This is a genomic window from Caulobacter sp. GW821-FHT11A05 (assembly GCF_058809015.1).
Genome location: NZ_JBXASF010000013.1, coordinates 116,804 through 138,390 on the forward strand (window position 1 = coordinate 116,804; position 21,587 = coordinate 138,390).

Sequence of the window (21,587 nt, forward strand, 5' to 3'; positions counted from 1 at the left end):
AAGTTGACGCTCGCGTGATCTTTCGCAACCGCGAAGCTTCCCCTAGGGTCGCCGCCGATCATTCAAACCACTGTTTGAAACCCTCTTGAGGATCCCCATGCGCGACGCCGTCATCGTCTCCTACGCCCGCACCGGACTGGCCAAGTCCGTCCGCGGCGGCTTCAACAACACCCACGGCGCGGCGATGGCCGGCCACGCCATCCAGCACGCGGTCTCCCGTGCCGGCCTCGAAGGGGCCGAGGTCGAGGACGTCATCCTCGGCTGCGGCGGTCCCGAAGGCGCCACCGGCATGAACGTCGCCCGCAACGCCGCCATCTGGGCCGGCCTGCCGGTGACCACCAGCGGCACGACCATCAACCGCTTCTGCTCCTCGGGTCTGCAGGCGATTGCCTCGGCCGCCCACTACATCAAGAACGAAGGCGCCGATGTCGCCATCGGCGGCGGCGTCGAGTCGATTTCGCTGGTCCAGCAGGGCGGCCACATGAACCGCCACTTCATCACCGAAGAGAAGCTGCTGGAGATCAAGCCGGCCCTGTGGATGGCGATGATCAACACCGCCGACATCGTCGCCAAGCGCTACAACGTCGCCCGCGACTACCAGGACGAATACGCCCTGCGCAGCCAGCAGCGCATCGCCGCCGCCCAGGCCGCCGGCCTGTTCAAGGATGAGATCGTGCCCATGGCCACCAAGATGAAGGTGGTCAACAAGGAGACGAAGGAAGAGAGCTTCGTCGACTATGTGGTCGATCGCGACGAGTGCAACCGTCCCGACACCACTCTGGAAGGCCTCTCCTCGCTGCAGCCGGTCATGGGTCCGGACAACTTCGTCACCGCCGGCAACGCCAGCCAGCTGTCGGACGGCGCGGCCGCCGTTGTGCTGATGGAAGCCAAGGAAGCCGAACGCCGGGGCCTCAAGCCGCTGGGCCGCTTCAAGGGCTTCGCCGTCGCCGGCTGCGAGCCGGACGAGATGGGCATCGGCCCGGTGTTCGCCGTGCCCCGCCTGCTCGAGCGTCATGGCCTGAAGGTCGACGACATCGACCTGTGGGAACTGAATGAGGCCTTCGCCTCGCAGTGCCTCTACAGCCGCGACACGCTTGGCATCGACCCGGAGAAGTACAACGTCAACGGCGGCTCGATCGCCATCGGCCACCCCTTCGGCATGACCGGCGCCCGCTGCGTCGGCCACGCCCTGATGGAAGGCCAGCGCCGCAAGGCCAAGCTGGCGGTGGTCACCATGTGCATCGGCGGCGGCATGGGCGCCGCCGGCCTGTTCGAAGTGTTCAACTAAGACCTTGGGGAGGCCCCCGTCGGCTTCGGCCGGCGGGGGCCTTTACTCGTTTCGGGCCAGAAACTCAGGCCCTCTGTCGATTTTTCGCCACCTTCAACACCTTGAAGTGCTTGGGATTGGCGCCAAAACCCGATCGATTCATCAAACTAAATTGGCCGGAGTCTTCATCCGGACCGGCGACGTTTGCGTATCGTTAAGTCAGAGGGCGCCATTGTGGCGCCAGACTGAACGGAACTCACGCCATGGCCGTCAAGGCCCTCTTCGCCGCCGCCGCTGCCTTCGCCATCGCTTTGGCGATGCTGCTGCCCGTGCCCGGTTCGCAGTCCCGCCAGGCCCAGTCCCAGATCGAAACCATGGATCTCCGCTAGGCGGCTGACACCGTCATTGCTCTTCCGCCGCCGTCGTGGTCGCTTCGCGCCATGATCCAGGCTGGAGACATCGCGGGGCTTGTTCTCGCCGGCGGCCGCTCGCGCCGTTTCGGCTGGGAGAAGGCCGCCGTGGTTGTGGATGGCCGGCCCCTGCTCGACGCCGCCCTCTCCGGCCTGGCCGGCTGTGGGGCGGTGGCGGTCAACGCTCCTCAGGACAGTGAGGCGGCGCGGCTGGCGACAGCGCGGGGCCTGCCCGTGCTGCCGGACGGCGAGGGCCTGCCCGACGGACCGCTGACCGGGGTGCTGGCCGGGCTGGAATGGGCCAGGGCGCGCGGCGCCGCCTGGTTGGCGACCAGCCCCTGCGACCTGGCCGCCCCGCCGGCCGACCTGGTGGCCTGCCTGGCGCGGGCCGGCGGCCCTGCCTACGCCCTGGCCCCCGACGGCCGCCACCCCTTGAGCGCCCTCTGGCCCGTCGGCCTGGCCGAGCCGCTGCGGGCCATCCTGGCGCGGGAGCATCCACCCGTCCGCGCCGTGCAGGACGACGCCGGTTTCAAGGCCGTGCTCTTCCCGGACGCCGCCGCCTTCGCCAACCTCAACACCCCCGGCGCCCTCGCCGCCCATGTCGAGGCCTGGGGCCTCACCCCCGACGGCGCCCCCTTCCGCACCCGCTCCAGCTGGCTGCAGCCGGTGCGTGACGGCGAAACCGCCGCCATGCTCAAGCTGCCCTTCGAGGACGAGGAACGGCGCGGCGGCCAGGTCTTGGCCTGGTTTGACGGCCGGGGCGCGGCGCGGGTGCTGCGGGCCGACGGCGAGGCGGTGCTGGTCGAGCGGCTGGCTGACGATGTCGATCTCGTCGCCATGGCCGAGGCGTCGGCGGATGGGGACGACGAGGCCTGCGCCATCCTCTGCACGGTGATCGGCAAGCTGCACGCCGGCCAGCCGGCGGCTCCGCCGCAGGTCCATCCGCTACGGCCCTGGTTCGCCAGCCTCGAACGGCAGGCGATGAATGACGCCCTGCTGGCCAAGGCCTGGTCCGTGGCCGACCGGCTGCTCAGCGAGAACCGCGAGCCGCGCGTCCTGCACGGCGACATCCACCACGCCAATGTCCTGCACGATCCGGCGCGGGGGTGGCGGGCGATCGATCCCAAGAGGCTGATCGGTCCGCGCGGCTACGACTACGCCAACCTGCTGCGCAATCCGCTCACCGAGCGGGCCAGGGACCCGGCGCGCCTCGAGCGGCTGGCCGGGGTCGTTGCAGAGATGTCGGGGTTGTCCCGGGCGGAGATCCTCGGCTGGGTCCTGGCCCATGCCGGCCTGTCGGCCGCCTGGTCGCTGGAGGCGGGGGATGACCCCGCCCATAGCCTGGCGGTGGGCAAGGCCGCCGTCGGCCTGCTCTAGCAGCCGCCCACAGCCCGCAGCCGGGCGATTTCCAGTTCCAGCTCCCGCTCGCGCAGGGCCGCCAGCCGTTCCTTGCGCTGGTCGCTGCGCCAGCCGAAGACCAGGCCGGAAATCGCGCCCAGCCCCGTGAAGACGAAGGTCAGGGCCGAGCCGATCATGGCCCAGTCGATGGGCGAGGCTTCCTCGGCGGCGTCACCCGCGCCCTGAGCCGCAGCCTGGGCGATGTCGCCGGGAACGAGGACGTCGGGGCTGTTTTCGATGGCGGCGGTGACCGGTTTGACGGCGGCGGCGACCGGGTCGGTCTGCAACGCCTGGCCGGGCTTGACGGCGGCCGAGCCGACGAAGACCAGGGCCGCCAGGGCCATCACCACCAAGGCCGTGCGGCTCCTTGGAGCCTGGGTGTGCTCTGCATAATCCATGGCGCTCATGATCCCGTCCTCCCTGACGGATTGGCGTTGCCGATGACGCCAGTTGGCCAGAGCCAAGCTGACCGGCGCATGAATGGAAAACCGGGGTTATCGACAGCTTGCCGGGGCCACTGCATCGGCCTTGCACGGCGGAGCCGCAGAAAGGCCCCGTTCATGGGGCCTGTTGAGGATGGAGCCGCACGGTTTGGTGCGTTAGAACCGGCTCAACCTGAGTTGAACAGCGAAGACGGACCATCCATGGCGAACCCACAGGCGGGCGGAACCGGCGCTCGGCGCACCCCGCTGCAGGCTTTCCTCTATTGGGGCATGGTCATCGGTGTCTGGGGGCTGATCTTCCTGGTCGCCTTCCTGGCCGTGTTCGCCATCGACCTGCCGGACGTCTCCAAGCTCAACGACGTCACCCGCCAGCCGTCGATCTCCTATCTCGACCGCTCCGGGGCCCTGGTCGCCGTGCGCGGCAGCCAGTACGCGCCGCCCGTCGACCTCGACAAGCTGCCCGACTATGTGCCGAAAGCCTTCCTGGCCATCGAGGACCGGCGTTTCTACTACCACCCGGGCTTCGACCCGCTGGGCATGGCCCGCGCCTCGGTCGCCAACCTCAAGGCCGGCAAGATCGTCGCCGGCGGCTCGACCATCACCCAGCAGCTGGCCCGCAACCTGTTCCTGACCCTGGACCAGAACTGGCGGCGGAAGGTGCAGGAGCTGATCCTGGCCGTCTGGCTGGAGGTCAAGTTCTCCAAGAAGGAGATCCTCGCCCTCTATCTGAACCGGGTCTACTTCGGGGCCGGCGCCTACGGCATCGAGGCCGCCTCGCAGCGCTATTTCAACAAGCCCGCCTCGCGTCTGACCGTCGGCGAGGCGGCCCTGCTGGCCGGGATGATGAAGGGCCCGTCGCGCTATTCGCCGGTCTCGGCCAAGGAGCGGGCCGCCAAACGGGCCAACATCGTGCTCGACGAGATGGTCCGCACCAAGGCCATCACGCCCGAGGAGCGGGCCGCCGCCGTCAAGGTGCCGGTGCGGGTCTCCTCGGTGCTGGCCAACCAGCGGGCGCAGTATTTCACCGACTGGATGGACAGCCAGGTCCGCGCCCTGGTCGGCGAACCGACCGAGGACCTCTACGTCGAGACCACGCTGGACCTGCCGCTGCAGGCCGCCGCCGAACAGGCGGTGCGGGCCGGCGTCGCCCGCAACAAGGCCGGCGGCGTGCAGCAGGCGGCCCTGGTGGCGCTGGACGCCGAGGGCCGGGTGCGGGCCTATGTCGGCGGCGTCGACTATACCGAGAGCCAGTTCGACCGCGCCTCGGTGGCGCGCCGCCAGGCCGGCTCGGCCTTCAAGCCCTTCGTCTACCTCACGGCCATGGAACAGGGGCGCAATCCGAACGTCATGGTGGTCGACGAGCCGGTCAAGATCGGCGGCTGGGAGCCCAAGAACTACACCGGCCGCTATCTGGGCTCGATGACCCTGGAAACCGCCCTGGCCCAGTCGATCAACACCGTCGCCGCCCGGCTGGCCAACGAGGTCGGCACCAGCAACGTCGCCGCCACCGCCCGGCGGCTGGGCATCACCTCCAAGATCCAGCTCGATCCGTCGATGGCGCTCGGGGCCGTCGAGGTCAGTCCGCTGGAGATGGCCGCCGCCTACGCCCCGTTCTCGAACGGCGGCTTCAAGGCCCGGGCCTGGGGGATCAGCCGCATCCGCACGGCCAGCGGCAAGGTGCTCTACGACCACAACCTCGAAAAGCGCGGTCGCCAGACGGTGATCGGCTCACCGGCCCTGCCCTACATGAACCAGATGATGCGCAGCGTGGTGAACAACGGCACCGGCGCGGCCGCCCGGGTGCCCGGCTTCGACATCGCCGGCAAGACCGGCACCACCAGCGACTACCGCGACGCCTGGTTCGTCGGCTACACCGGCGGCTTCGTGGTGGCGGTGTGGACCGGCAAGGACGACAACACCCCCATGCGCCGGGTGACCGGCGCCGGCGCCCCGGCCCAGATCTGGAAGAGCTTCATGGGCCAGGCCCTGCCGCGCCTGAAGGCCCAGGCCATCCCCGGCGGCGTCATCGCCCCGCCGAGCCAGACCCCCGATCCCATCGGCGACATCATCACCGGCCTCGGCATCGGCGGCGACGACCCCCCCGAACCGCAGCCGAGGGCGCCGACTCCCGCGCCGGACAAAGCTCCGCCGCCGGACGAGGTGCCGTACTAGCGCGCAAAGCGCGCCCTTCTCCCGGCAAGCGGGAGAAGGAAAATCAGACTCTTCACCCAACCCTCTGGATTCCCTCAGAGAGTCCGAAAATCGCGAAAATCAGAGTCTTTTCCACACCTTGACTCTGGCGGAAATCGGAACAAAACATGAACTATGGTCCCGCTGTCGACCCTGTCCGAGCCTTGCGACAACCCCGCCCTCGCCCCCCGCGCGGCGCGACTGGGGCTGGAGGAGGCGTGGGGTGAAGGGGCGCCGGGGCGGGTGGCGGCGACCCTGTTCGGCCTCACCCGGGCCGCCGAGGGGGACGAACGGCCGGTGGTGGTGGCCGCGCCTGGCCCGTGGCTGCGCGAGCAGGGGATGTGGTTCCGCGACGGGCTGAAGGCCGCCGGCCTGCCCGACAGCCGGCTGCTGTTCATCGAAACCGCCAAGGACGCCCAGACCCTGTGGGCGCTGGAGGAGTGCCTGAAGTCCGACGCCGTGGCCGGGGCGGTGGCCGCCGCCGACGCGGTCAGCCTGCTGGCCAGCCGCCGGCTGGACATGGCGGCCCGGGAGGCCGGGGCGACCTGCCTCCTGCTGCGCACCCAGCCGGCCAAGGACATCAGCGCCGCCCGCCGCCGCTGGTCCATCGCCCCGGCCCCCTCAGCCCCGCACCCCTTCGACGAGGAGGCCCCCGGCGCGGCGCGCATCGCCGTCAGCCTGACCCGCAGCCGGGGCGAACCGCCCGGCGACTGGATTCTGGAGTGGGACGATGAAGCGCATCGTTTCCGTCTGGCTGCCGGACTGGCCGATCACGGTCTGGTCCCGGACGGCCGGACGGTCGTCGCCGCCTGACGACGCCCCCTTCGCTCTGGTCGAGAAGGGTCCGCGCGGCCTGGTGCTATCGGCGACCAACCGCGCCGCCCGCAAGCTCGGCCACGGCATGGGCCAGGCCCACGCCGACGCCAAGGCCGCCAGCCCACAGCTGATCACCCATCCGGCCGAGCCTGACCGCGACGCCGAGGCCCTACGCCTGCTCAGCCTGTGGGCCGAGCGCTATTCGCCCTGCGTGGCCATGGACGCCGCCTCGCCCGGCCGCGAGGGGCTGTTGATCGACATGACCGGCGGGGCCCATCTGTTCGGCGGCGAGATCGCCCTGTTGACCGACATGGCCGTGCGCCTGAAGGCGGCCGGCGTCCCCGCCCGCCTGGCCATGGCCGACACCGCCGGCGCCGCCTGGGCCCTGGCCCGCTTCGGCCCGCGGGATGCCCGCCGGCTGGTCCCGGTCGGCGGCAATCGCGCCGCCCTCGCCCCCTTGCCGGTCGCCGCCCTGCGGCTGGACGAGGCCGATGTGAAGCTGCTGTCGCGGCTGGGCCTGCGCACCGTCGGCGACCTGATGGCCCTGCCCCGCTCAGGCCTGGCCCGCCGCTTCCGGGGCGAGGCCGGCTTGACCCTGGTGCGCCGCCTCGACCAGGCCCTGGGTTCGGAGCCGGAGATCCTCGATCCGATCCGCCGCCCGCCCGTCTGGCGCGTCTGGCGCAACGTCCTGGAGCCGCTGATCGACGTTCCCGGCATCGAGACGGTGCTGAACGATCTGGCCCCCAGCCTGGCCGAAAGCCTGGAGCGCGACGGCCAGGGGGCGCGGCGTCTGACCCTGACCGCCTTCCGGGTCGACGGCCGCGCCACCCACCTCAGCGTGGCCCTAAGCGTGCCCTCGATCCGCCCGGCGCACCTGGCCAAGGTGCTGAAAGAACGGGGGCTGGAGCATCTCGACCTTGGCTTCGGGGCCGATGCGGTGATGCTCAGCGCCGATGTGGTCGAGCCGCTGACCGCCATCCAGTCCGACCTCGACAAGGTGCAGAATGGGGGCCGCGACGTCGACCAGCGGCTGGCCCTGGCCGCCCTGCTGGATCGGCTCGGAGCCCGGCTGGGCGAGGCCGCCGCCTTCCACCTGCAGGCCCAGCCCAGCTGGCTGCCTGAACGCAGCCAGCTCCGCCGCCCGGCCGGCGAGGGCCCGCCGCCGCCTGTTGAAGCGCCGCCGATCACCGACCGTCCGCTGCTGCTGCTCGACCCGCCCGAGCCGGTCACCGTGCCCCTGGCCAGCCTGCCGGACGGCCCGCCGGCCAGCTTCGTCTGGCGCCGGGTGACGCATAGGGTCAGCCGCGCCCAGGGCCCCGAGCGGCTGTCGGCCGAGTGGTGGCGGCCCAGCAAAAGACCGCTGCCCGAACGCACCCGCGACTACTACCGCGTCGAGGACCGCGAGGGCCGCCGCTACTGGCTGTTCCGCGAGGGCCTGTACCAGCGCGAGGACCAGGCCATCGAACCGCCCGCGCCAGGCGAAACCGAAAGCCGCACGGTCGACCGGCCGCCGGGCTGGTGGATGCATGGGGTGTTCGCGTGAGTTACGCCGAGCTCGACGCCGTCACCAACTTCTCCTTCCTGGAGGGCGGTTCGCATCCGGCCGAGATGGTCGCCCAGGCGCAGCACCTGGGGATGAGCGCCATCGGCATCGCCGACCGCAACACCCTGGCCGGGGTGGTGCGCTGTCACCGCGAGGCGAAAAGGGTCGGCATGCGTCTCCTCATCGGTTCGCGGCTGGTGTTCAGCGACGGCGCGGTGCTGATCGTCTATCCGCGCGACCGGGCCGCCTATGGGCGCCTCTGCCGGCTGCTGTCGCTCGGCAAGAGCGAGATCCTGGGCGACACCCACGGCGACCGCACGATCAAGGGCCAGTGCCGCCTGACCTTCGAACAGGCGCTCGGCTACGCCGAAGGCCTGGTCGCCATCGCCCCGGCCCCGCGCGTCGTCGACGCCGCCTTCGCCTCGCGCCTGCGCGACTGGGCCGGGCGCTGGCCGGACCGGCTCTATCTGGGGGCGGGCCCGCTCTACGACGGCCGCGACCGGGCCCGGCTCAATCACCTGTCGCGGCTGGCCGACGGGGCCGGGGCGCCGATGCTGGCCACCAACGCCGCCCTCTATCACCACTACGACCGCCGGCCGCTACAGGACGTGCTGGCCTGTATCCGCGAGGGGACGACGGTCGACGAGGCCGGCTTCCGCCTGCAGGCCAACGCCGAGCGCCACCTCAAATCCCCCGCCGAGATGGCCCGGCTGTTCCGCGGCCACGAGGGGGCCCTGGCCCGCGCCCGGGAGATCCTCGAGGCCTGCACCTTCTCGCTCGACGAGCTCTCCTACCACTACCCCGACGAGCCGGTGCCGCCCGGCAAGAGCCCCGACCAGCATCTGTCGGACATGACCTGGCAGGGGGCCCGCTGGCGCTTTCCCAAGGGGGTTCCGGAGAAGGTCAAGGCGACCATCGCCAAGGAGCTGGCCCTGATCGCGCAGCGCAAGTACGCCCACTACTTCCTGACCGTCCACGACATCGTCAAATGGGCCCGCGGGCCGACCGACCAGGAAAACAGGAAGCCCATCCTCTGCCAGGGGCGCGGTTCGGCGGCCAATTCGGTGGTCTGCTACTGCTTAGGGATCACCTCGGTGAACCCGACCGAGCAGGACCTGCTGTTCGAGCGCTTCGTCTCCACCGAGCGCGACGAGCCGCCGGACATCGACGTCGACTTCGAGCACGCCCGCCGCGAGGAGGTGATGCAGTATGTCTACCGCCGCTACGGCCGCGACCGGGCGGCGATCTGCGCCACCGTCATCCACTACCGGCCGCGCTCGGCCATCCGCGAGGTCGGCAAGGCGCTGGGCCTGACCGAGGACGTCACCGGCGCCCTGGCCGGCACGGTGTGGGGCAGCTGGGGCAGCGAGGTCGAGGGCGGCCACGCCGAACGGGCCGGCCTGTCGAAGGAGGAGCAGCGGATGAAGCTGGCCCTCGACCTGACCCGCGAGCTGATCGGCTTTCCCCGCCACCTGTCGCAGCACGTCGGCGGCTATGTGCTGACCCAGGGGCCGCTGGTCGAGCTGGTCCCGGTCGGCAACGCGGCGATGGACGACCGCACCTTCATCGAATGGGACAAGGACGACATCGACGAGCTGAAGATCATGAAGGTCGATGTCCTGGCGCTCGGCATGCTGACCGCCATCCAGAAGGGCTTCGACATGATCGAGACCTTCTACGGCCGGCGCTGGGACCTGGCCTCGGTGCTGAACGAGACCGACACCACCCCGGTCTACGACATGCTCTGCAAGGCTGACTCCCTGGGCGTCTTCCAGGTCGAGAGCCGGGCCCAGATGGCCATGCTGCCGCGCCTGCAGCCGCGCAGATTCTACGACCTGGTGGTCGAGGTGGCGATCGTCCGGCCGGGGCCGATCCAGGGCAAGATGGTCCACCCCTACCTCTCCCGCCGCACCGCCAAGCGCGAGGCCGAGGCGCGGGGCGAGACCTATCTCGTCGACTTTCCCGAGCCCTCGCCGCCGCACGACCCGAACGAGCTGCGCAAAATCCTCGACAAGACCATGGGCGTGCCGCTGTTCCAGGAACAGGCCATGCGCATCGCCATGGAGGCGGCCGAGTTCACCGGCGACGAGGCCAATGGCCTGCGCCGGGCCATGGCCACCTTCCGCCACAACGGCACCATCCACACCTATGAGGAGATGCTGGTCGGGCGGATGAAGCGGCGCGGCTACGACCCGGAGTTCGCCGAGAACTGCTTCAACCAGATCAAGGGGTTTGGCGAATACGGCTTCCCGGAAAGCCACGCCGCCTCCTTCGCCCTGCTGGTCTATGTCTCGGCCTGGATGAAGTGCGTCCATCCGGACGTCTTCTGCGCCGCCCTGCTCAACAGCCAGCCGATGGGCTTCTACGCCCCGGCCCAGCTGGTCCGCGACGCGCGGGAGCACAGGGTCGAGGTGCGCCACCCGGATGTGAACGCCAGCGACTGGGACTGCACGCTGGAGCCGCGCCCTGGCCAGGCGCAATGCGCCCTGCGGCTGGGCTTTCGCCAGATCGACGGTTTCCGCGAGGACTGGGGGACGGCGATCATGGCGGCGCGGGCGGAGCGGCCCTTCGTCTCGATGGACGACCTGCGCCAGCGGGCCGGCCTGCCGGCCCGGAGCCTGGAGCTGCTGGCCGCCGCCGACGCCCTGGGGTCGATCGACCTGTCGCGGCGCGGCGCCTTGTGGGCGGCGCGGGGCCTGCCGCGCAGTCAGCCTCTGCCCTTGTTCGCCCAGGCCGGGGTCGCCGAGGAGGACGGTCCGCCGCCGGCTGCCCTGCCGGTTCCCGCCCTCTCCGAGGAGGTGGTCCACGACTACGAGAGCATTCGCCTGTCGCTGAAGGCCCATCCGGCCCAGTTCCTGCGCGAGCGGCTGGCCCAGGCCGGCGCCATCCCGGCCATCCGCGTCGACAGCGACCCGGCCGGCCGCCGGACCGCCGTCGGCGGCGTCGTGCTGGTCCGCCAGCGGCCGGGCACCGCCAAGGGCGTCTGCTTCATCACCCTGGAGGACGAGACCGGGGTGGCCAACATCGTCGTCTGGCCCAAGGTGTTCGACGCATACCGGCCGGTCATCATGGGCGCCCGGATGATCCTGGTGCGCGGCAAGCTGCAGCGGGCCGAGGGCGTCACCCACCTGGTCGCCGAAAGCCTGGAGGACTGGACCTGGTCCTTGAGCCTGCTGTCGGCCCAGCCCCTGAGGACCGTCCCCGCCCACGGCGATGAGGCGGCCTCGGACTCGCCCGGGCGTGGCCAGGAAGAGCACCGCATGCGCCACCCGCGCGACGTCCGCGTCCTGCCCAGGAGCCGCGACTTCCACTGACCCCTACCCAGGTTGAGCTGTGTCCGAACGCCGCCTTCGCGCCCGTCCACGAATCATGCTCCGCTCCCGTCAGCAACTCTCAGGGAGGCAGCGCGTTGAGACGCTGGAGGGAATGCAGATGAAAGATGTCATGTACTGGACGCTCGGGGTGCCAACCCTGTGCATCCTCGCCCTCGCGGCGATGAAGCTTATGGGCCTCTAGGCCGGCGTGGGGGCAGGCTGCTCGCCGCCCTCATCCGTCACGCCCGGGCCGCCCCTGCCCAAGTCACTTTTGAACGGCCGGAAGGTCAGGGCGACGAGGAAGGCGACCACCCCCAGGGCGAAGGCGCCGAGGAACAGCCCGCCATAGCTGCCGAAGCGGTCGTAGATCAGCCCGCCGGTCAGAGGACCGGTCGCCATCCCCAGACCCCCAGCCATGGCCGTGCCGCCGATCACCGTCCCCATCATCCGCATCGGGAAGTTCTCCCGCGCGATCACCGCATAGAGCGGCATGGTCCCGGCGTAGATGAAGCCGAACAGGGCCGCGACCGTGTAGAAGGCCAAGAGCTCGCGGACCCAGAAGTAGCTCAGGGCCACCAGCGCCTGGGCCAGCAGGCCGACGATCAGCACCTGCCGCGCCCCGAAGCGGTCGCCGAGCAGGCCGAACCCCAGCCGCCCGCCCATCCCGGCCAGCCCCTCAAGACTGTAGATCGACACCGCCGCCATCAGCGGAATGCCGCAGGACACCGCATAGCCGACGGTGTGGAAGATCGGCCCCGAATGGGTGGCGCAGCAGAAGAAGTTGGTGGCCACCAGCACCAGGAACTGCGGCGACCTCAAAGCCTGCCCCAGAGACATGGAGGGCGGCGACATCCGCGGTTGTCCCGCCGCAGCGGCCGCGTCAGCCTCAGCTGGGGCCGCGCGCACCAGGAAGGCAGTCGGGATCATCAGCGCCGCAGCGATGGCGGCGATGATCAGCAGCGAGGTCCGCCAGTCGTTGTGACTGATCAGCCAGGCGGCCAGCGGCGACATGGTCAGGGGCGCCATGCCCATGCCGGCCGAGACCAGGGAGACGGCCAGGCTGCGCCGGGTCGTGAACCAGCCGGTCACCGTCGCCATCATCGGCGCGAAGATGGCGGCGATCGAGCCGCCGACCAGCACCCCGAACACCAGCTGGAACTGGATCAGCGAGGTCGCCCGGCTGGCCAGGGCCAGGCTGGCGGCCAGCACCATCGAGCCGGTGATCACCACCACCCGCGGTCCGTAGCGGTCCGACAGCGCGCCCCAGGCCATGCTGGCGAAGGCCATGGTCAGGAAGGCGATGGTCATGGCGGTCGAGATGCCGGTCACCGACCAGCCGGTCTGGCCGGCCATGATCTGCAGGAACACCGGCAGCGAGAACATCGAGCCCATCGCCACGCAGCCTAGCAGCCCGCCGGCCGCAACGATCACCCAGGCGTATCGTGGATTGCCCATCTGCCGTCTCTCATCGCCTTGGCTCATGAGCCAAGGACGGATCGACCGGGCCAGATCCGACAGCCGCCGCAAACAATTCACCGCCGGTGGGCGGCTGGCGGCGACGGGGTTTTCGGGAAGCGCTTCTCCGGAGTCCACATGGACATCCGGATCCTGGTGGAGCCGAGGGGAGTCGAACCCCTGACCTCCTCATTGCGAACGAGGCGCTCTACCAACTGAGCTACGGCCCCCTCCCAGGATGAGGGAAGGGCCGGCACATACGGCGGGGGGGCTTGGGCTGTCAAGCCGCGCCATCGGCCCCCGATCCCTCAGACCCCTTCTTCCGCCGCGACGCGTTGCCGCCATCGCCGGGCATGATTAGATACGGCGGCGCGGGGCCGATGCCGGCCCACGCAAACGGAGACGCACCCACATGGGTTTCGCCATCGTCTGGCTGGTCAACAACATCATCGGCCTGATCATCCTGCTGCTTATCGTCCAGGCGGTGATCAGCTGGCTGGTCGCCTTCAACGTCATCAACCTGAGCCATCCTGTCGCGCGTCAGGTGGTAAGCTTCCTCGACGCCCTGACCGACCCGATGTTGCGGCCGCTGCGGCGCGTCGTGCCCCGGCTGGGCGGCGTCGACCTCAGCGGCATCGTCCTCATCCTGTTGCTGGGCTTCATCCGGGTGCTGTTCAACCGGGTGCTTGGCCCGCCGTTGCTGGGCCTGATGGGCTAGCGGCTTGGCCGAAACCCGGCTCGCCGTCCGCCTGACCCCGCGCGGCGGCGCCGACCGGATCGACGGCTGGGGCGAGGACGCCTCGGGCCGGCCGCTGCTCAAGGTCCGGGTCAGCGCCCCGCCCGTCGAGGGCGAGGCCAACGCCGCCCTCGAAAAGCTGCTGGCCAAGGCGCTGGGCCTGCCCAAATCCGCGGTCAGCGTCGCCGCTGGCCAGACGGCGCGCGTCAAGCAGGTGCGGGTCGTGGGCCTGGACCCCGATGAGATTCGCCGCCGCCTCTCCGGCTGAGCGCCCCCTTTTTCGAGGGCGCGGCGGCGGGCCGGGTCGCCTCTACTGGCCGCCGAGAAGGAGAGCGCGATGATCCTCAAACCCCTGCGGCTGGCATTGTGCGCCGCCGCCTTCAGCCTGGCGGCCGGCGCCGCCTGCGCCGACGAACTGATCCTGCTGCGCGGGCCGGAGGGCGCGCCCTACAGGATCACCTTCAGCGGCGGCGGCTGGGGCGACCGCACCTACGACCTGCATGACGAAAGCCTGATCGCCGGGTGGGAGGGCTCCTATCGCATGACCGTGGATTTCCCGAGCGATGGGGTGCGCTATGACCAGCCGCTGAACCTGATGCGCGGCAACGGCATCCGCAACCGTCGGGGGACCACCACCTACTGGTGCCTGTTCGTCGGCAGCGACAAGATCATCATGGACTCCGGCAGTCTTTGCCGCGACCTCGTCGACGTGCACGAGGGCTACCAGCTGGAGGACTAGTCCACGGTCAACACCGGCTGTCGCCAGGCGGTGTAGGCCAGCCGCCCGGTGGTCATCCGCCCGTCCGGCAGCTTGACCTTGCCGGTTCCGTTGACGTCGCCGCCGTACCAGGTCCTGTCGGCGGCGACATAGGTGACATAGCCCCGCGCCTCGCCGTCGCGGAAGGTTCCGTTCAGGGAGGCCCCGTCCTTGTAAGTCCACTCGCCCGGCCCGTCGGCGACGCCGTACACCCAGGTGGCGCGAAAGCGGTCGCCGGCTGGGGTGTAGTAGTAGCCCAGCCCCTGGCGCATGCCGTTGACCACCGGCCCGTCGTACTTGGCGGCGAACTGGTTGTTGCGATACCAGACCACCGAGCCCTGGCCCTGAGCGACGCCGTCGACGCACTTGCCGTACCAGCGCACGAACATGTTCGGCTCGGGCCGCGAGGTGTAGACGACGCACTTGTAGAGCACGTCCTTCACCCAGTGCGGATCGTTGCCATACATATCCGGCCTGCCCGGATCGCGCGGCGCGGCCAGCGCCGGCAGGACGAGGACGGCCGCGACGGCGGCTCCGGCGACGAGACGCTTGATCACAGTCCTGCTCCCGACTTGAGGACGAGGCAGCGACTGTTCCAGAAAACGCCGGTCTCGGCCAGCCACCGTCCCGCGACAGGACCGGTCAGGACCTATCGGCTCAGCCGATCTTTTTCAGCTCGGCCTCGAGCACCAGGGTGACCTCGTCGCCCAGGGCCGGCGCATAGCTGCTGATGCCGAACTCGGTGCGCTTCAAGGTCGCCTTGCCGGCGAAGCCCAGGGAATAGGTCTTGTCGACCGGGTTGACGCCGCCCTGGTTGAAGGTGGCGGCCACGGTGACCGGCCTGGTGACGCCATGCAGGGTCAGGTCGCCGGTGATGTCGGCGGTGCGCGGACCGGTCTGTTTGATGCCGGTGGCCTTGAAGCTGGCGGTCGGGAATTTCGCCGTGTCGAGGAAGTCCGCCGACTTCAGGTGGGCGTCCAGCGCCGGATTGAGGGTGCCGACGGAACCCGCGTCGATGGTTACGTCGAGCTTGCTGGCCGCGACGGCCTTCGGGTCCAGGCTGACTGTGCCCTCGACCTTGCTGAACTGGCCGACATAGGTGGAGAAGCCGAAGTGGTCGACCGACCAGGTGATCTTGCTGTGGGCCGGATCGAACCGATAGTCGCCGGCCTGGACCTGGACGGGGTCGCTGCTGAAGGCGCTCTGGGCGACAACGGCCAGGGGCGACAGCACCAGCGCGGCACCGAGGCCGACGATGGCGAAGGGACGGATCTTGGACATGAGGGAGGACTCCGGGAAGGACTGGAGACCCGGAGATAGGACGTCAAAATAGAACCGCAACTGTTGCAGTTTGTTTTTCAGCGGCGGCGGCGTCGATTCCGGACCGGTGATGAAGAGAGGAGGAGAGGGTGGTGCCGCCTAGGTGACTCGAACACCTGACCTACGCATTACGAATGCGCCGCTCTACCGGCTGAGCTAAGGCGGCCCGAAGACAAGCTGTCTTGGAGGGGGGCTATTTAGCGGGGCGCGGCGCGGTTGCCAAGCGGCGGCGTCGTGACGGAGCTTTCGTCGCAGAATCAGAGGGGGGCGGTTCGTCCGGAACCCCCTCGTAGAAGCCGTCGATGCCGGGGTCGTCGGGGATCGGCAGGGCCATGGCCCCGGTCTCGGCGGCGGCCAGGAAGGGCGTCGACTCGACGTAGGACACCGGCAGCTCGGGCAGGTCGCTCATCGCCCGCTCGCGGCGCTCCAGGCGCGGGTGGATCAGCTCGCCGGTCTCGGCGTAGGTCGAGACCAGCCGGGCCCAGTCGTCGGGCTGGTAGGCGAAGGCCTGGCCCTCGGGGTCGAGGTCGGACCAGTCGGCTTCCTGCGGGGCGGCGGCGCCCCGGGTCATCCAGGCGCGGGCCTCGTCGAGGGCCCCGGCGGCGTTGGCGGTGCGGGCGAACAGGCCGGCCAGGCGGGCGGTCAGGGGTTCGGCCTCCAGCGCGGCGGCGGCCGTGCGGGCGGCGCCGATCTCGCCGGCGATCAGGGCCTGTTCGACCATCAGGATGCGGCTCTCGCGATCCTCCGGCTTGAGGGCGGCCAGCGCCGCCAGCCGCCGGGCTCGCTCGCGCGGCGTCTCGGTGGTCTTCAGGTCGCGGTAGGCCAGCCACAGGGCGGGGTGCGGCTTCTGCTTCCAGGCCGCCTCGATGAAGCCGCTGGCCCGCGCGGCGCGGGTCTCGCCGCTCAGGCGGGCGGCCATCACCGCGCCGGGCGCGAAGTCGGGGGCCAGCTTGGCCGACTGGGCGGCGTAGTCGGAGGCCTGGCGGCGCGCGCGGTCGTCGCCGCCCTCCAGGCTGGCGGCCGAGGCGGCCAGCAGGGCGGCTCGGGCCCGGTCGGCGACGATCGGCGAGACGATCTTGCGGTCCAGGGCGCTCTTGACCAGCTCCAGGGCCCCGGCCCAGTCGCCGGCCTCCAGCCGGGCTTCCAGCACGGCGCGCCAGGCCCAGCGGGCGGTGCGGGCCAGGCCGTAGGCGGCCTCGGCGTGGCGCAGGGCGCCGGCCTTGTCGCCCTCGGCCAGGGCGGCGGTCATCAGGCCCTTGTGGCCGGCCAGCCGCATCTCGGGGAAGGCGACCATGGCCCCATAGGCGCCCTTGGCGGCGGCGACATCGCCGGCCGCCTCGGCGGCCTGGGCGGTGAGGATGCGGACCAGGGCGGGGCTGTCGTCGGCCAGTTCGCCGGCTTTGAGGGCCAGGCGGCGGGCCTCGCCGCCGTCGCCGGCGGCGGCGGCCAGAAAGCCGCGGGCCAGGGCCTCGCCGGCCTCCTTGCGGCGGCGCTCGATGCGGGCCAGCTCGGCGCGGCGCGGAATCTCCAGCAGCCAGATGGCCAGCCGCCACAGCAGGGTGGCGGTCAGGGCCGTGAAGATGACCAGCAGCACGGCCGTCGAGGCGGTCATCTGCACCCGCCAGCCCAGCCAGACCAGATGCGCCTCGCCGGCGTCACGGGTCAGGGCCATCAAGGCGACGGCGGCGGCGGCCAGGATGAAGACGACGATGGCGGTGCGGATCACGGGCGCGCGCCTCCGCCAGAGACAGGACTGGTCGCGCTGGCTCCGGCAAGGTCGCTCAGCGCCTGGGCGCGGATGTTGGCCAGATGCTGGTCCAGCGCCACCCGCTGCTGGGCCCGGGCCCGCCAGTCGCTCATCGCCGTGGCGGCGCCGGGCGGCAGGGCCCGCAGGGTGGCCAGGGCCCCGACCAGATCGCCCTCGGCGGCCTGGCGTTCGGCCCGGGCCAGGACGGCGTCGGGCGTGTTGCCGGTCGTCTCGCTGACCCGGCGGATGCTGACCACCGCCGACAGGGCGTGGAGGATGCGGTCGACGACGCCGGCCCCTTCGCCGGGCTCGCGGGCGGCGGTGGAGGCGCGGCCGGCGGCGGCGCTATAGTCGGCGGCCAGGGCGGCGCGGCTGGGCACCCCGCTCTCGGCCATCGGGCGCAGGGCGCGGGCGTCGGGCGACAGCGGCAGGACGCGCTCCAGGGCGGCCAGTTCGCTCTCGAAGGGGCGCGAGGTCTGGGCGGCCTCGGCCAGGCCGGAGGCGGCCAGGGCGGCGCCGGCCGCCGACAGGGTGCGCTGCTGGCTGGCCTCGACATTGGCGAGGCGGGCTTCGAGGTCGTCGTAGCCGGACGCGGTGACCGGCGCGACCGAGGGGGCGCCGGCCAGCGCCGGGGCGGGGGCGGGGACACGGTCCTGGCGGTCGAGGCTGGGCGGCGTGGCCACCTGCGGCGCGGCGGGGTCCTTGGCGCCGAAGCCGCGGGCGAGCTGCGAGCCGGCGAAACCGAGGGCCACGCAGACCACGCACAGGGCGGCGATGGCGACGATGCCGATGCCCCGGCCGCGCGGCCTGGCGAAGGCGGCCGGGTCGCGGGGCGGGGTGATGTCGTCGGTGTCGGGCGCGGTCATCGGGGCGAATCGTTCCGGCGGGCCTTGGCGGCTTTCAGAGCAGATTAAGCAGGGAAGCCTCGTTGGGGAACGGGGCGACAGCGAACTTCGCATTTTCCACAGCCCGAAGGGGGGCAGCGACAGCGTCGGAGAGGGTCAGAAGGCGCAGATGCGGGGCCGGATGGGCGATCAGCAGGTCCGCGAGGAAGCCCGCGGCCTTCGGCGAATGGACGAGGACGGCGTCGATGTCGGCCAGCCTCGCGAGCGCCGGGGCGGCATCGACGGGCAGGGTGTCGTAGAGGGCGACGGCGCGGGCGATCAGACCCCGGCCGGCCAGATCGCCGACGAGGTCGCCGGCCGGATGCAGGGCGCCGGCGTGCAGGACCGGGCCGGGCCGGGTGGCTGCGATCAGCGCGGCCAGGGCGGCGACGTCGCCGTCGGCCGATAGCACATCCTGAAAGCCGGCGGCGCGGGCGGCTTCGGCGGTGGCGTCACCGACGGTGAAGGCGGGCAGGCGGACCTCGCTGAGGGTGGCGAAGGCGCGGACGCCCTGGGCGCTGGTGAAGGCCAGGGCGGCGATATCGGTCAGGTCGAGCGCCGCCTCGGGAAGGGCGCGTGCTTCGAGGAGCGGCGCGACCAGCGGCCGCCATCCCATGACTTCGACCCGTCCGGCGGTCGCCGACGCGCCCGGTTCGGCGCGGGTGATCCAGACGAAGGGGGCGGGGTTGGGCACGGGAGCAGGCTGGCCGGTCCGCATCGCCCGATCAATCCCCATTCCGCCGCGCTTATCGAAGCGGCCAACCATTATACCGCGCATCTGCGGGGAAAGAGGCGGGCCACGTCCCGCGTCCTTGAAAACCTTGGTGAAACCGTGCCTGCCGGGTTGGCCAAGGCGCGAGGAAAGTGGCCTGAAGCGTGGGTCGGGGCGTAGGTCGACCGTTGCCGACCGTGGGCCGGATTGTCGTCGCCGGACCTACATCGGCCGGCTCAGCCATGATCGCGGCCGTACGGGCGTCGTTAGGGCCGAAAATGAATATGTATAGACATATTCGGCGATTATATATTTTGGAAACTGCCCGTCGGGTTTTAGCCTCATGGCATGGGGCGCAGAAGAATCGGCGGCGGGCTGCTCATAGCGGCGGGGGTCGTCGCTCCCGTGATCGTTGATCTAACCGCCATCCGCATACCCGCCGGATGGGGCTTCCCTCTGCTTGGAGCGTGCGTGGCGGTGGCGGGCCTCGGCCTCTGGCTTGCTCTGGTCCCGGAGGCCGATCAACGGGGTGGGACGACTGTCGCCCGCACGCCTTGGCGTTACAATTTGGAGATTTCCTCAGGGTGCTTGGTTGTTCTAGCTACCCCCCTGATCCTGCTTATCGCTTGGCTCGTCTCTCAATTGGGAAACTAAGGACATTCAAGATAGCCTCCTACTCCAGGAGCGGGCGATGCGGGAATGCCTGGAAAAGGTGTGGGGCTGGATAGTCGCCGTGCTCGTTTGCGCGCTGATCGCCGGCATGATTTGGGTGAGCTACTCACCGTTCCTCAAGCCGCTACCGCCGTGCGATGAGGTGGCGGAGGGTCAGCCTTGCCGCTTTGATTAGGGCTTGTCCCGCCAGATCGCCAAGCCGTGCAGAGCCACGCCAGCGAAGACAAAAATCGCGAGTGAAGCGGGCGCATACTCAGCCTCAGTGATGGCAGCGAACGAGAGGCCTGCGCCTAGGACGCACGCGAGGCGTGCCCATGGAAAGCGTGGAACGCGCTGGATCAATCCGACTTCTCCGCTGGCGGCGGTGCCTTCGCTACCTTCGGCACCGTTTCCTCAAAGGCGGCTTCGTCCTCGTCGCACTCTAGCTCGCGGGCCAAGTTGGCGAACTTGGCGGCTTGGGTCAATGAACCGACCTCACGCCCGCTTGCTGGAGGAGCTTCTGTTGGACGTCCCATCGCGATCCATCCATCGACGCGAGCGTGACCTCGCTGTTTATGATCCGAGACATCGTACGCGTCTTGATCTGCTGTGGCTTGGAATGCTCAAGGATCACCACCGGGACTACGCCCGATAAACCCTGCCGGGCCAACTCTTGCCACAGGACCAAAGCTTCAAGCGCCTTCACCTCGGTGGTGCCGGCATAGATCGCGAGTTGCCTGTCGCCAGCGGTTACAACCACGTCTGCAATATAGTCGCCCAACGAACTTGAAGGCGAAGTGTCGCGCTCGACCTTCGCGGTGCCCGCGAACAACCCCTCCACAAACTCTTGAATGTCTGCCTTGAAGGTGTCGCGGACACGCTCTCGCGACATCATGCGCAGATCTGAAACTCTCATCATGAGGGCCATGAACTTCAAGAAATAGGCCGGGGTTTGGGCCTCATCGATGAAGTCTGTGTGGATCAGATATTCTCCCTCATCGAAGAGACAGCCGTGATCCGCGAGGAGTTTTTGAAATTCGGCGCTGCGCTGTTCGTTTTCGAGCGAGAAACCTTCCTCTTGAAGGGTCGCCAGAGTGCCGCCGTCGTCCTCTAGGCGGAAGCGCCCCGGCACGTTCGGGTCCCGACGAAGATAGAGGGCGATGGCGTCTCCATCGCCCGTCTTAAACGGTGTACGGATAGCGTAGCCCATCGGCACCTCACGCATGGCGAGGCCGTCGCAGAACGTGCCGCAGATTTCCTTCAGCAAGTTCATAATCCTAGTACCCCGACGGCTTCGAATCCGAAACGACGAGCCGCAACCGTGGTGGCGTTGTCCTTAGTTACGGTAAATTTGGCGTTTGGGTCCTCAGCGCGAGGTCGCCTCTTGCGACCAACGCGAGCGGCACCCGGTTCAATCGAAGATAAGTCCTTGTTGGTAAAATGGCAATGCCAGCCGGGCTCAGAACTATGAAACTCATAGTCGCAAAGGACAATCATGTCGCTTCCATCTTCCACGCCCAAGCGGGCTTGGAAGATTTCCTTTTCCTCATTCAAGAGAAGAAGGACTCGGAACTTGCGATTTAGACTCGCAAACTTGATTACCCGCCATGAATAGGCCGGGCCTCGTTTGTAGGCCCTTTCTTTGACCTTCGAGAGAGGAAACGCGGCTCGGGGAATGTGGCCTGAAGCCCACTTTCCGAACTCCACGTTCGACTTCTCGGCCTTGATGACCGTCTTAAGGTTCATTCCCCCGCCCACCTTTAGGGGTCAGCGTAGCTTATGGTTGCGCTTGGGGACCAGACCCTTTGGCCTAGGCACCGTTTCATCCCATTTGCGTGCTCGGAGTCGGGCCTGGCGGTGGAGTTCCGCCACCGCCAGGGCCCCGGCTCTCCGCTACGCTACGGCCGGGATGACGGCGTGCTCAGAGCACACGGCCGGGATGAC

General features: G+C 69.6%; 19 protein-coding genes and 2 tRNA genes. 10 read left to right on the top strand and 11 right to left on the bottom strand.

Annotation, left to right across the window (positions count from 1 at the left end):
- Positions 1-97 precede the first annotated feature (97 nt).
- From AC1RSK_RS18085 to AC1RSK_RS18095, 3 genes are all read left to right on the top strand, one after another.
- Positions 98-1,288 carry an acetyl-CoA C-acyltransferase gene (locus AC1RSK_RS18085; RefSeq protein WP_492909006.1) on the top strand — a complete coding sequence of 397 codons (1,191 nt, stop codon included), beginning with the start codon at positions 98-100 and terminating at the stop codon, positions 1,286-1,288.
- Positions 1,289-1,530: 242 nt separating this feature from the next.
- Positions 1,531-1,656 (top strand): hypothetical protein, encoded by a 126-nt coding sequence (locus AC1RSK_RS18090; RefSeq protein WP_492909007.1) that lies wholly within the window; start codon positions 1,531-1,533, stop codon positions 1,654-1,656.
- A gap of 51 nt (positions 1,657-1,707) precedes the next feature.
- Positions 1,708-3,054 (top strand): aminoglycoside phosphotransferase family protein, encoded by a 1,347-nt coding sequence (locus AC1RSK_RS18095; RefSeq protein WP_492909008.1) that lies wholly within the window; start codon positions 1,708-1,710, stop codon positions 3,052-3,054.
- Here AC1RSK_RS18095 and AC1RSK_RS18100 read toward each other — a convergent pair.
- Positions 3,051-3,482: a hypothetical protein gene (locus tag AC1RSK_RS18100; RefSeq protein WP_492909009.1), complete on the bottom strand. Its 432-nt coding sequence runs from the start codon at positions 3,480-3,482 to the stop codon at positions 3,051-3,053. The genes AC1RSK_RS18095 and AC1RSK_RS18100 overlap by 4 nt on opposite strands.
- A gap of 237 nt (positions 3,483-3,719) precedes the next feature.
- On the opposite strand from AC1RSK_RS18100, the gene AC1RSK_RS18105 reads away from it, so the two are divergent.
- The 4 genes from AC1RSK_RS18105 to AC1RSK_RS18120 all read left to right on the top strand — a co-directional run bounded on the left by AC1RSK_RS18105 (position 3,720) and on the right by AC1RSK_RS18120 (position 11,381).
- Positions 3,720-5,690, top strand: coding sequence for a transglycosylase domain-containing protein (locus AC1RSK_RS18105; protein WP_492909010.1), 1,971 nt, complete (start codon positions 3,720-3,722; stop codon positions 5,688-5,690).
- A gap of 153 nt (positions 5,691-5,843) precedes the next feature.
- Entirely contained in the window at positions 5,844-6,521 is a 678-nt protein-coding gene (locus AC1RSK_RS18110) for an ImuA family protein (protein WP_492909011.1), read from the top strand.
- Complete coding sequence (locus tag AC1RSK_RS18115) at positions 6,439-8,067, top strand: Y-family DNA polymerase (protein ID WP_492909012.1); 1,629 nt, start codon at positions 6,439-6,441, stop codon at positions 8,065-8,067. The genes AC1RSK_RS18110 and AC1RSK_RS18115 overlap by 83 nt, the downstream gene beginning before the upstream one ends.
- Positions 8,064-11,381 (top strand): error-prone DNA polymerase, encoded by a 3,318-nt coding sequence (locus AC1RSK_RS18120; protein ID WP_492909013.1) that lies wholly within the window; start codon positions 8,064-8,066, stop codon positions 11,379-11,381. The genes AC1RSK_RS18115 and AC1RSK_RS18120 overlap by 4 nt, the downstream gene beginning before the upstream one ends.
- Before the next feature lie 198 nt (positions 11,382-11,579).
- Here AC1RSK_RS18120 and AC1RSK_RS18125 read toward each other — a convergent pair whose 3' ends face one another.
- On the bottom strand, positions 11,580-12,836 hold the full coding sequence (locus AC1RSK_RS18125) for an MFS transporter (RefSeq protein ID WP_492909014.1): 1,257 nt from the start codon (positions 12,834-12,836) through the stop codon (positions 11,580-11,582).
- Positions 12,837-12,990: 154 nt separating this feature from the next.
- Positions 12,991-13,066, bottom strand: a tRNA-Ala gene (locus AC1RSK_RS18130).
- Positions 13,067-13,248: 182 nt separating this feature from the next.
- On the opposite strand from AC1RSK_RS18130, the gene AC1RSK_RS18135 reads away from it, so the two are divergent.
- From AC1RSK_RS18135 to AC1RSK_RS18145, 3 genes are all read left to right on the top strand, one after another.
- Positions 13,249-13,554, top strand: coding sequence for a YggT family protein (locus AC1RSK_RS18135; RefSeq protein WP_492909015.1), 306 nt, complete (start codon positions 13,249-13,251; stop codon positions 13,552-13,554).
- A gap of 4 nt (positions 13,555-13,558) precedes the next feature.
- The gene (locus AC1RSK_RS18140; RefSeq protein WP_492909016.1) at positions 13,559-13,840 is read left to right on the top strand and encodes a DUF167 family protein; all 282 of its coding nucleotides are present in this window, start codon (positions 13,559-13,561) and stop codon (positions 13,838-13,840) included.
- Between the two features lie 69 nt (positions 13,841-13,909).
- The gene (locus tag AC1RSK_RS18145; protein ID WP_492909017.1) at positions 13,910-14,311 is read left to right on the top strand and encodes a hypothetical protein; all 402 of its coding nucleotides are present in this window, start codon (positions 13,910-13,912) and stop codon (positions 14,309-14,311) included.
- Here the strand turns inward: AC1RSK_RS18145 and AC1RSK_RS18150 are convergent.
- From AC1RSK_RS18150 to AC1RSK_RS18185, 8 genes are all read right to left on the bottom strand, one after another.
- Complete coding sequence (locus AC1RSK_RS18150) at positions 14,308-14,886, bottom strand: MORN repeat-containing protein (protein ID WP_492909018.1); 579 nt, start codon at positions 14,884-14,886, stop codon at positions 14,308-14,310. The two genes, AC1RSK_RS18145 and AC1RSK_RS18150, sit on opposite strands and share 4 nt — an antisense overlap.
- Positions 14,887-14,986: 100 nt before the next feature.
- Complete coding sequence (locus AC1RSK_RS18155) at positions 14,987-15,610, bottom strand: YceI family protein (protein ID WP_492909019.1); 624 nt, start codon at positions 15,608-15,610, stop codon at positions 14,987-14,989.
- Positions 15,611-15,739: 129 nt separating this feature from the next.
- Positions 15,740-15,815, bottom strand: a tRNA-Thr gene (locus tag AC1RSK_RS18160).
- Positions 15,816-15,842: 27 nt separating this feature from the next.
- Positions 15,843-17,375 (bottom strand): heme biosynthesis HemY N-terminal domain-containing protein, encoded by a 1,533-nt coding sequence (locus AC1RSK_RS18165; RefSeq protein WP_492909020.1) that lies wholly within the window; start codon positions 17,373-17,375, stop codon positions 15,843-15,845.
- A complete protein-coding gene (locus AC1RSK_RS18170; RefSeq protein WP_492909021.1) occupies positions 17,372-18,262 on the bottom strand; it encodes a COG4223 family protein in 891 nt (296 codons plus the stop codon). Before AC1RSK_RS18170 ends, AC1RSK_RS18165 begins: the two co-directional genes overlap by 4 nt.
- 34 nt (positions 18,263-18,296) lie before the next feature.
- Positions 18,297-19,016 carry a uroporphyrinogen-III synthase gene (locus AC1RSK_RS18175; RefSeq protein WP_492909022.1) on the bottom strand — a complete coding sequence of 240 codons (720 nt, stop codon included), beginning with the start codon at positions 19,014-19,016 and terminating at the stop codon, positions 18,297-18,299.
- 1,108 nt (positions 19,017-20,124) lie between these two features.
- Complete coding sequence (locus tag AC1RSK_RS18180) at positions 20,125-20,910, bottom strand: DUF1828 domain-containing protein (protein ID WP_492909023.1); 786 nt, start codon at positions 20,908-20,910, stop codon at positions 20,125-20,127.
- Between the two features lie 2 nt (positions 20,911-20,912).
- Positions 20,913-21,389, bottom strand: a complete 477-nt coding sequence (locus AC1RSK_RS18185; RefSeq protein WP_492909024.1) for a hypothetical protein — start codon at positions 21,387-21,389, stop codon at positions 20,913-20,915.
- Between the last annotated feature and the right edge of the window lie 198 nt (positions 21,390-21,587).

Coding starts and splice junctions, on each gene's coding strand:
- AC1RSK_RS18085 (WP_492909006.1), top strand. CDS start 98: ATGCGCGACGCCGTCATCGTCTCCTACGCCCGCACCGGACTGGCCAAG.
- AC1RSK_RS18090 (WP_492909007.1), top strand. CDS start 1,531: ATGGCCGTCAAGGCCCTCTTCGCCGCCGCCGCTGCCTTCGCCATCGCT.
- AC1RSK_RS18095 (WP_492909008.1), top strand. CDS start 1,708: ATGATCCAGGCTGGAGACATCGCGGGGCTTGTTCTCGCCGGCGGCCGC.
- AC1RSK_RS18100 (WP_492909009.1), bottom strand. CDS start 3,482: ATGAGCGCCATGGATTATGCAGAGCACACCCAGGCTCCAAGGAGCCGC.
- AC1RSK_RS18105 (WP_492909010.1), top strand. CDS start 3,720: ATGGCGAACCCACAGGCGGGCGGAACCGGCGCTCGGCGCACCCCGCTG.
- AC1RSK_RS18110 (WP_492909011.1), top strand. CDS start 5,844: ATGGTCCCGCTGTCGACCCTGTCCGAGCCTTGCGACAACCCCGCCCTC.
- AC1RSK_RS18115 (WP_492909012.1), top strand. CDS start 6,439: ATGAAGCGCATCGTTTCCGTCTGGCTGCCGGACTGGCCGATCACGGTC.
- AC1RSK_RS18125 (WP_492909014.1), bottom strand. CDS start 12,836: ATGGGCAATCCACGATACGCCTGGGTGATCGTTGCGGCCGGCGGGCTG.
- AC1RSK_RS18135 (WP_492909015.1), top strand. CDS start 13,249: ATGGGTTTCGCCATCGTCTGGCTGGTCAACAACATCATCGGCCTGATC.
- AC1RSK_RS18145 (WP_492909017.1), top strand. CDS start 13,910: ATGATCCTCAAACCCCTGCGGCTGGCATTGTGCGCCGCCGCCTTCAGC.
- AC1RSK_RS18155 (WP_492909019.1), bottom strand. CDS start 15,610: ATGTCCAAGATCCGTCCCTTCGCCATCGTCGGCCTCGGTGCCGCGCTG.
- AC1RSK_RS18170 (WP_492909021.1), bottom strand. CDS start 18,262: ATGACCGCGCCCGACACCGACGACATCACCCCGCCCCGCGACCCGGCC.
- AC1RSK_RS18175 (WP_492909022.1), bottom strand. CDS start 19,016: ATGGGGATTGATCGGGCGATGCGGACCGGCCAGCCTGCTCCCGTGCCC.
- AC1RSK_RS18185 (WP_492909024.1), bottom strand. CDS start 21,389: ATGAACCTTAAGACGGTCATCAAGGCCGAGAAGTCGAACGTGGAGTTC.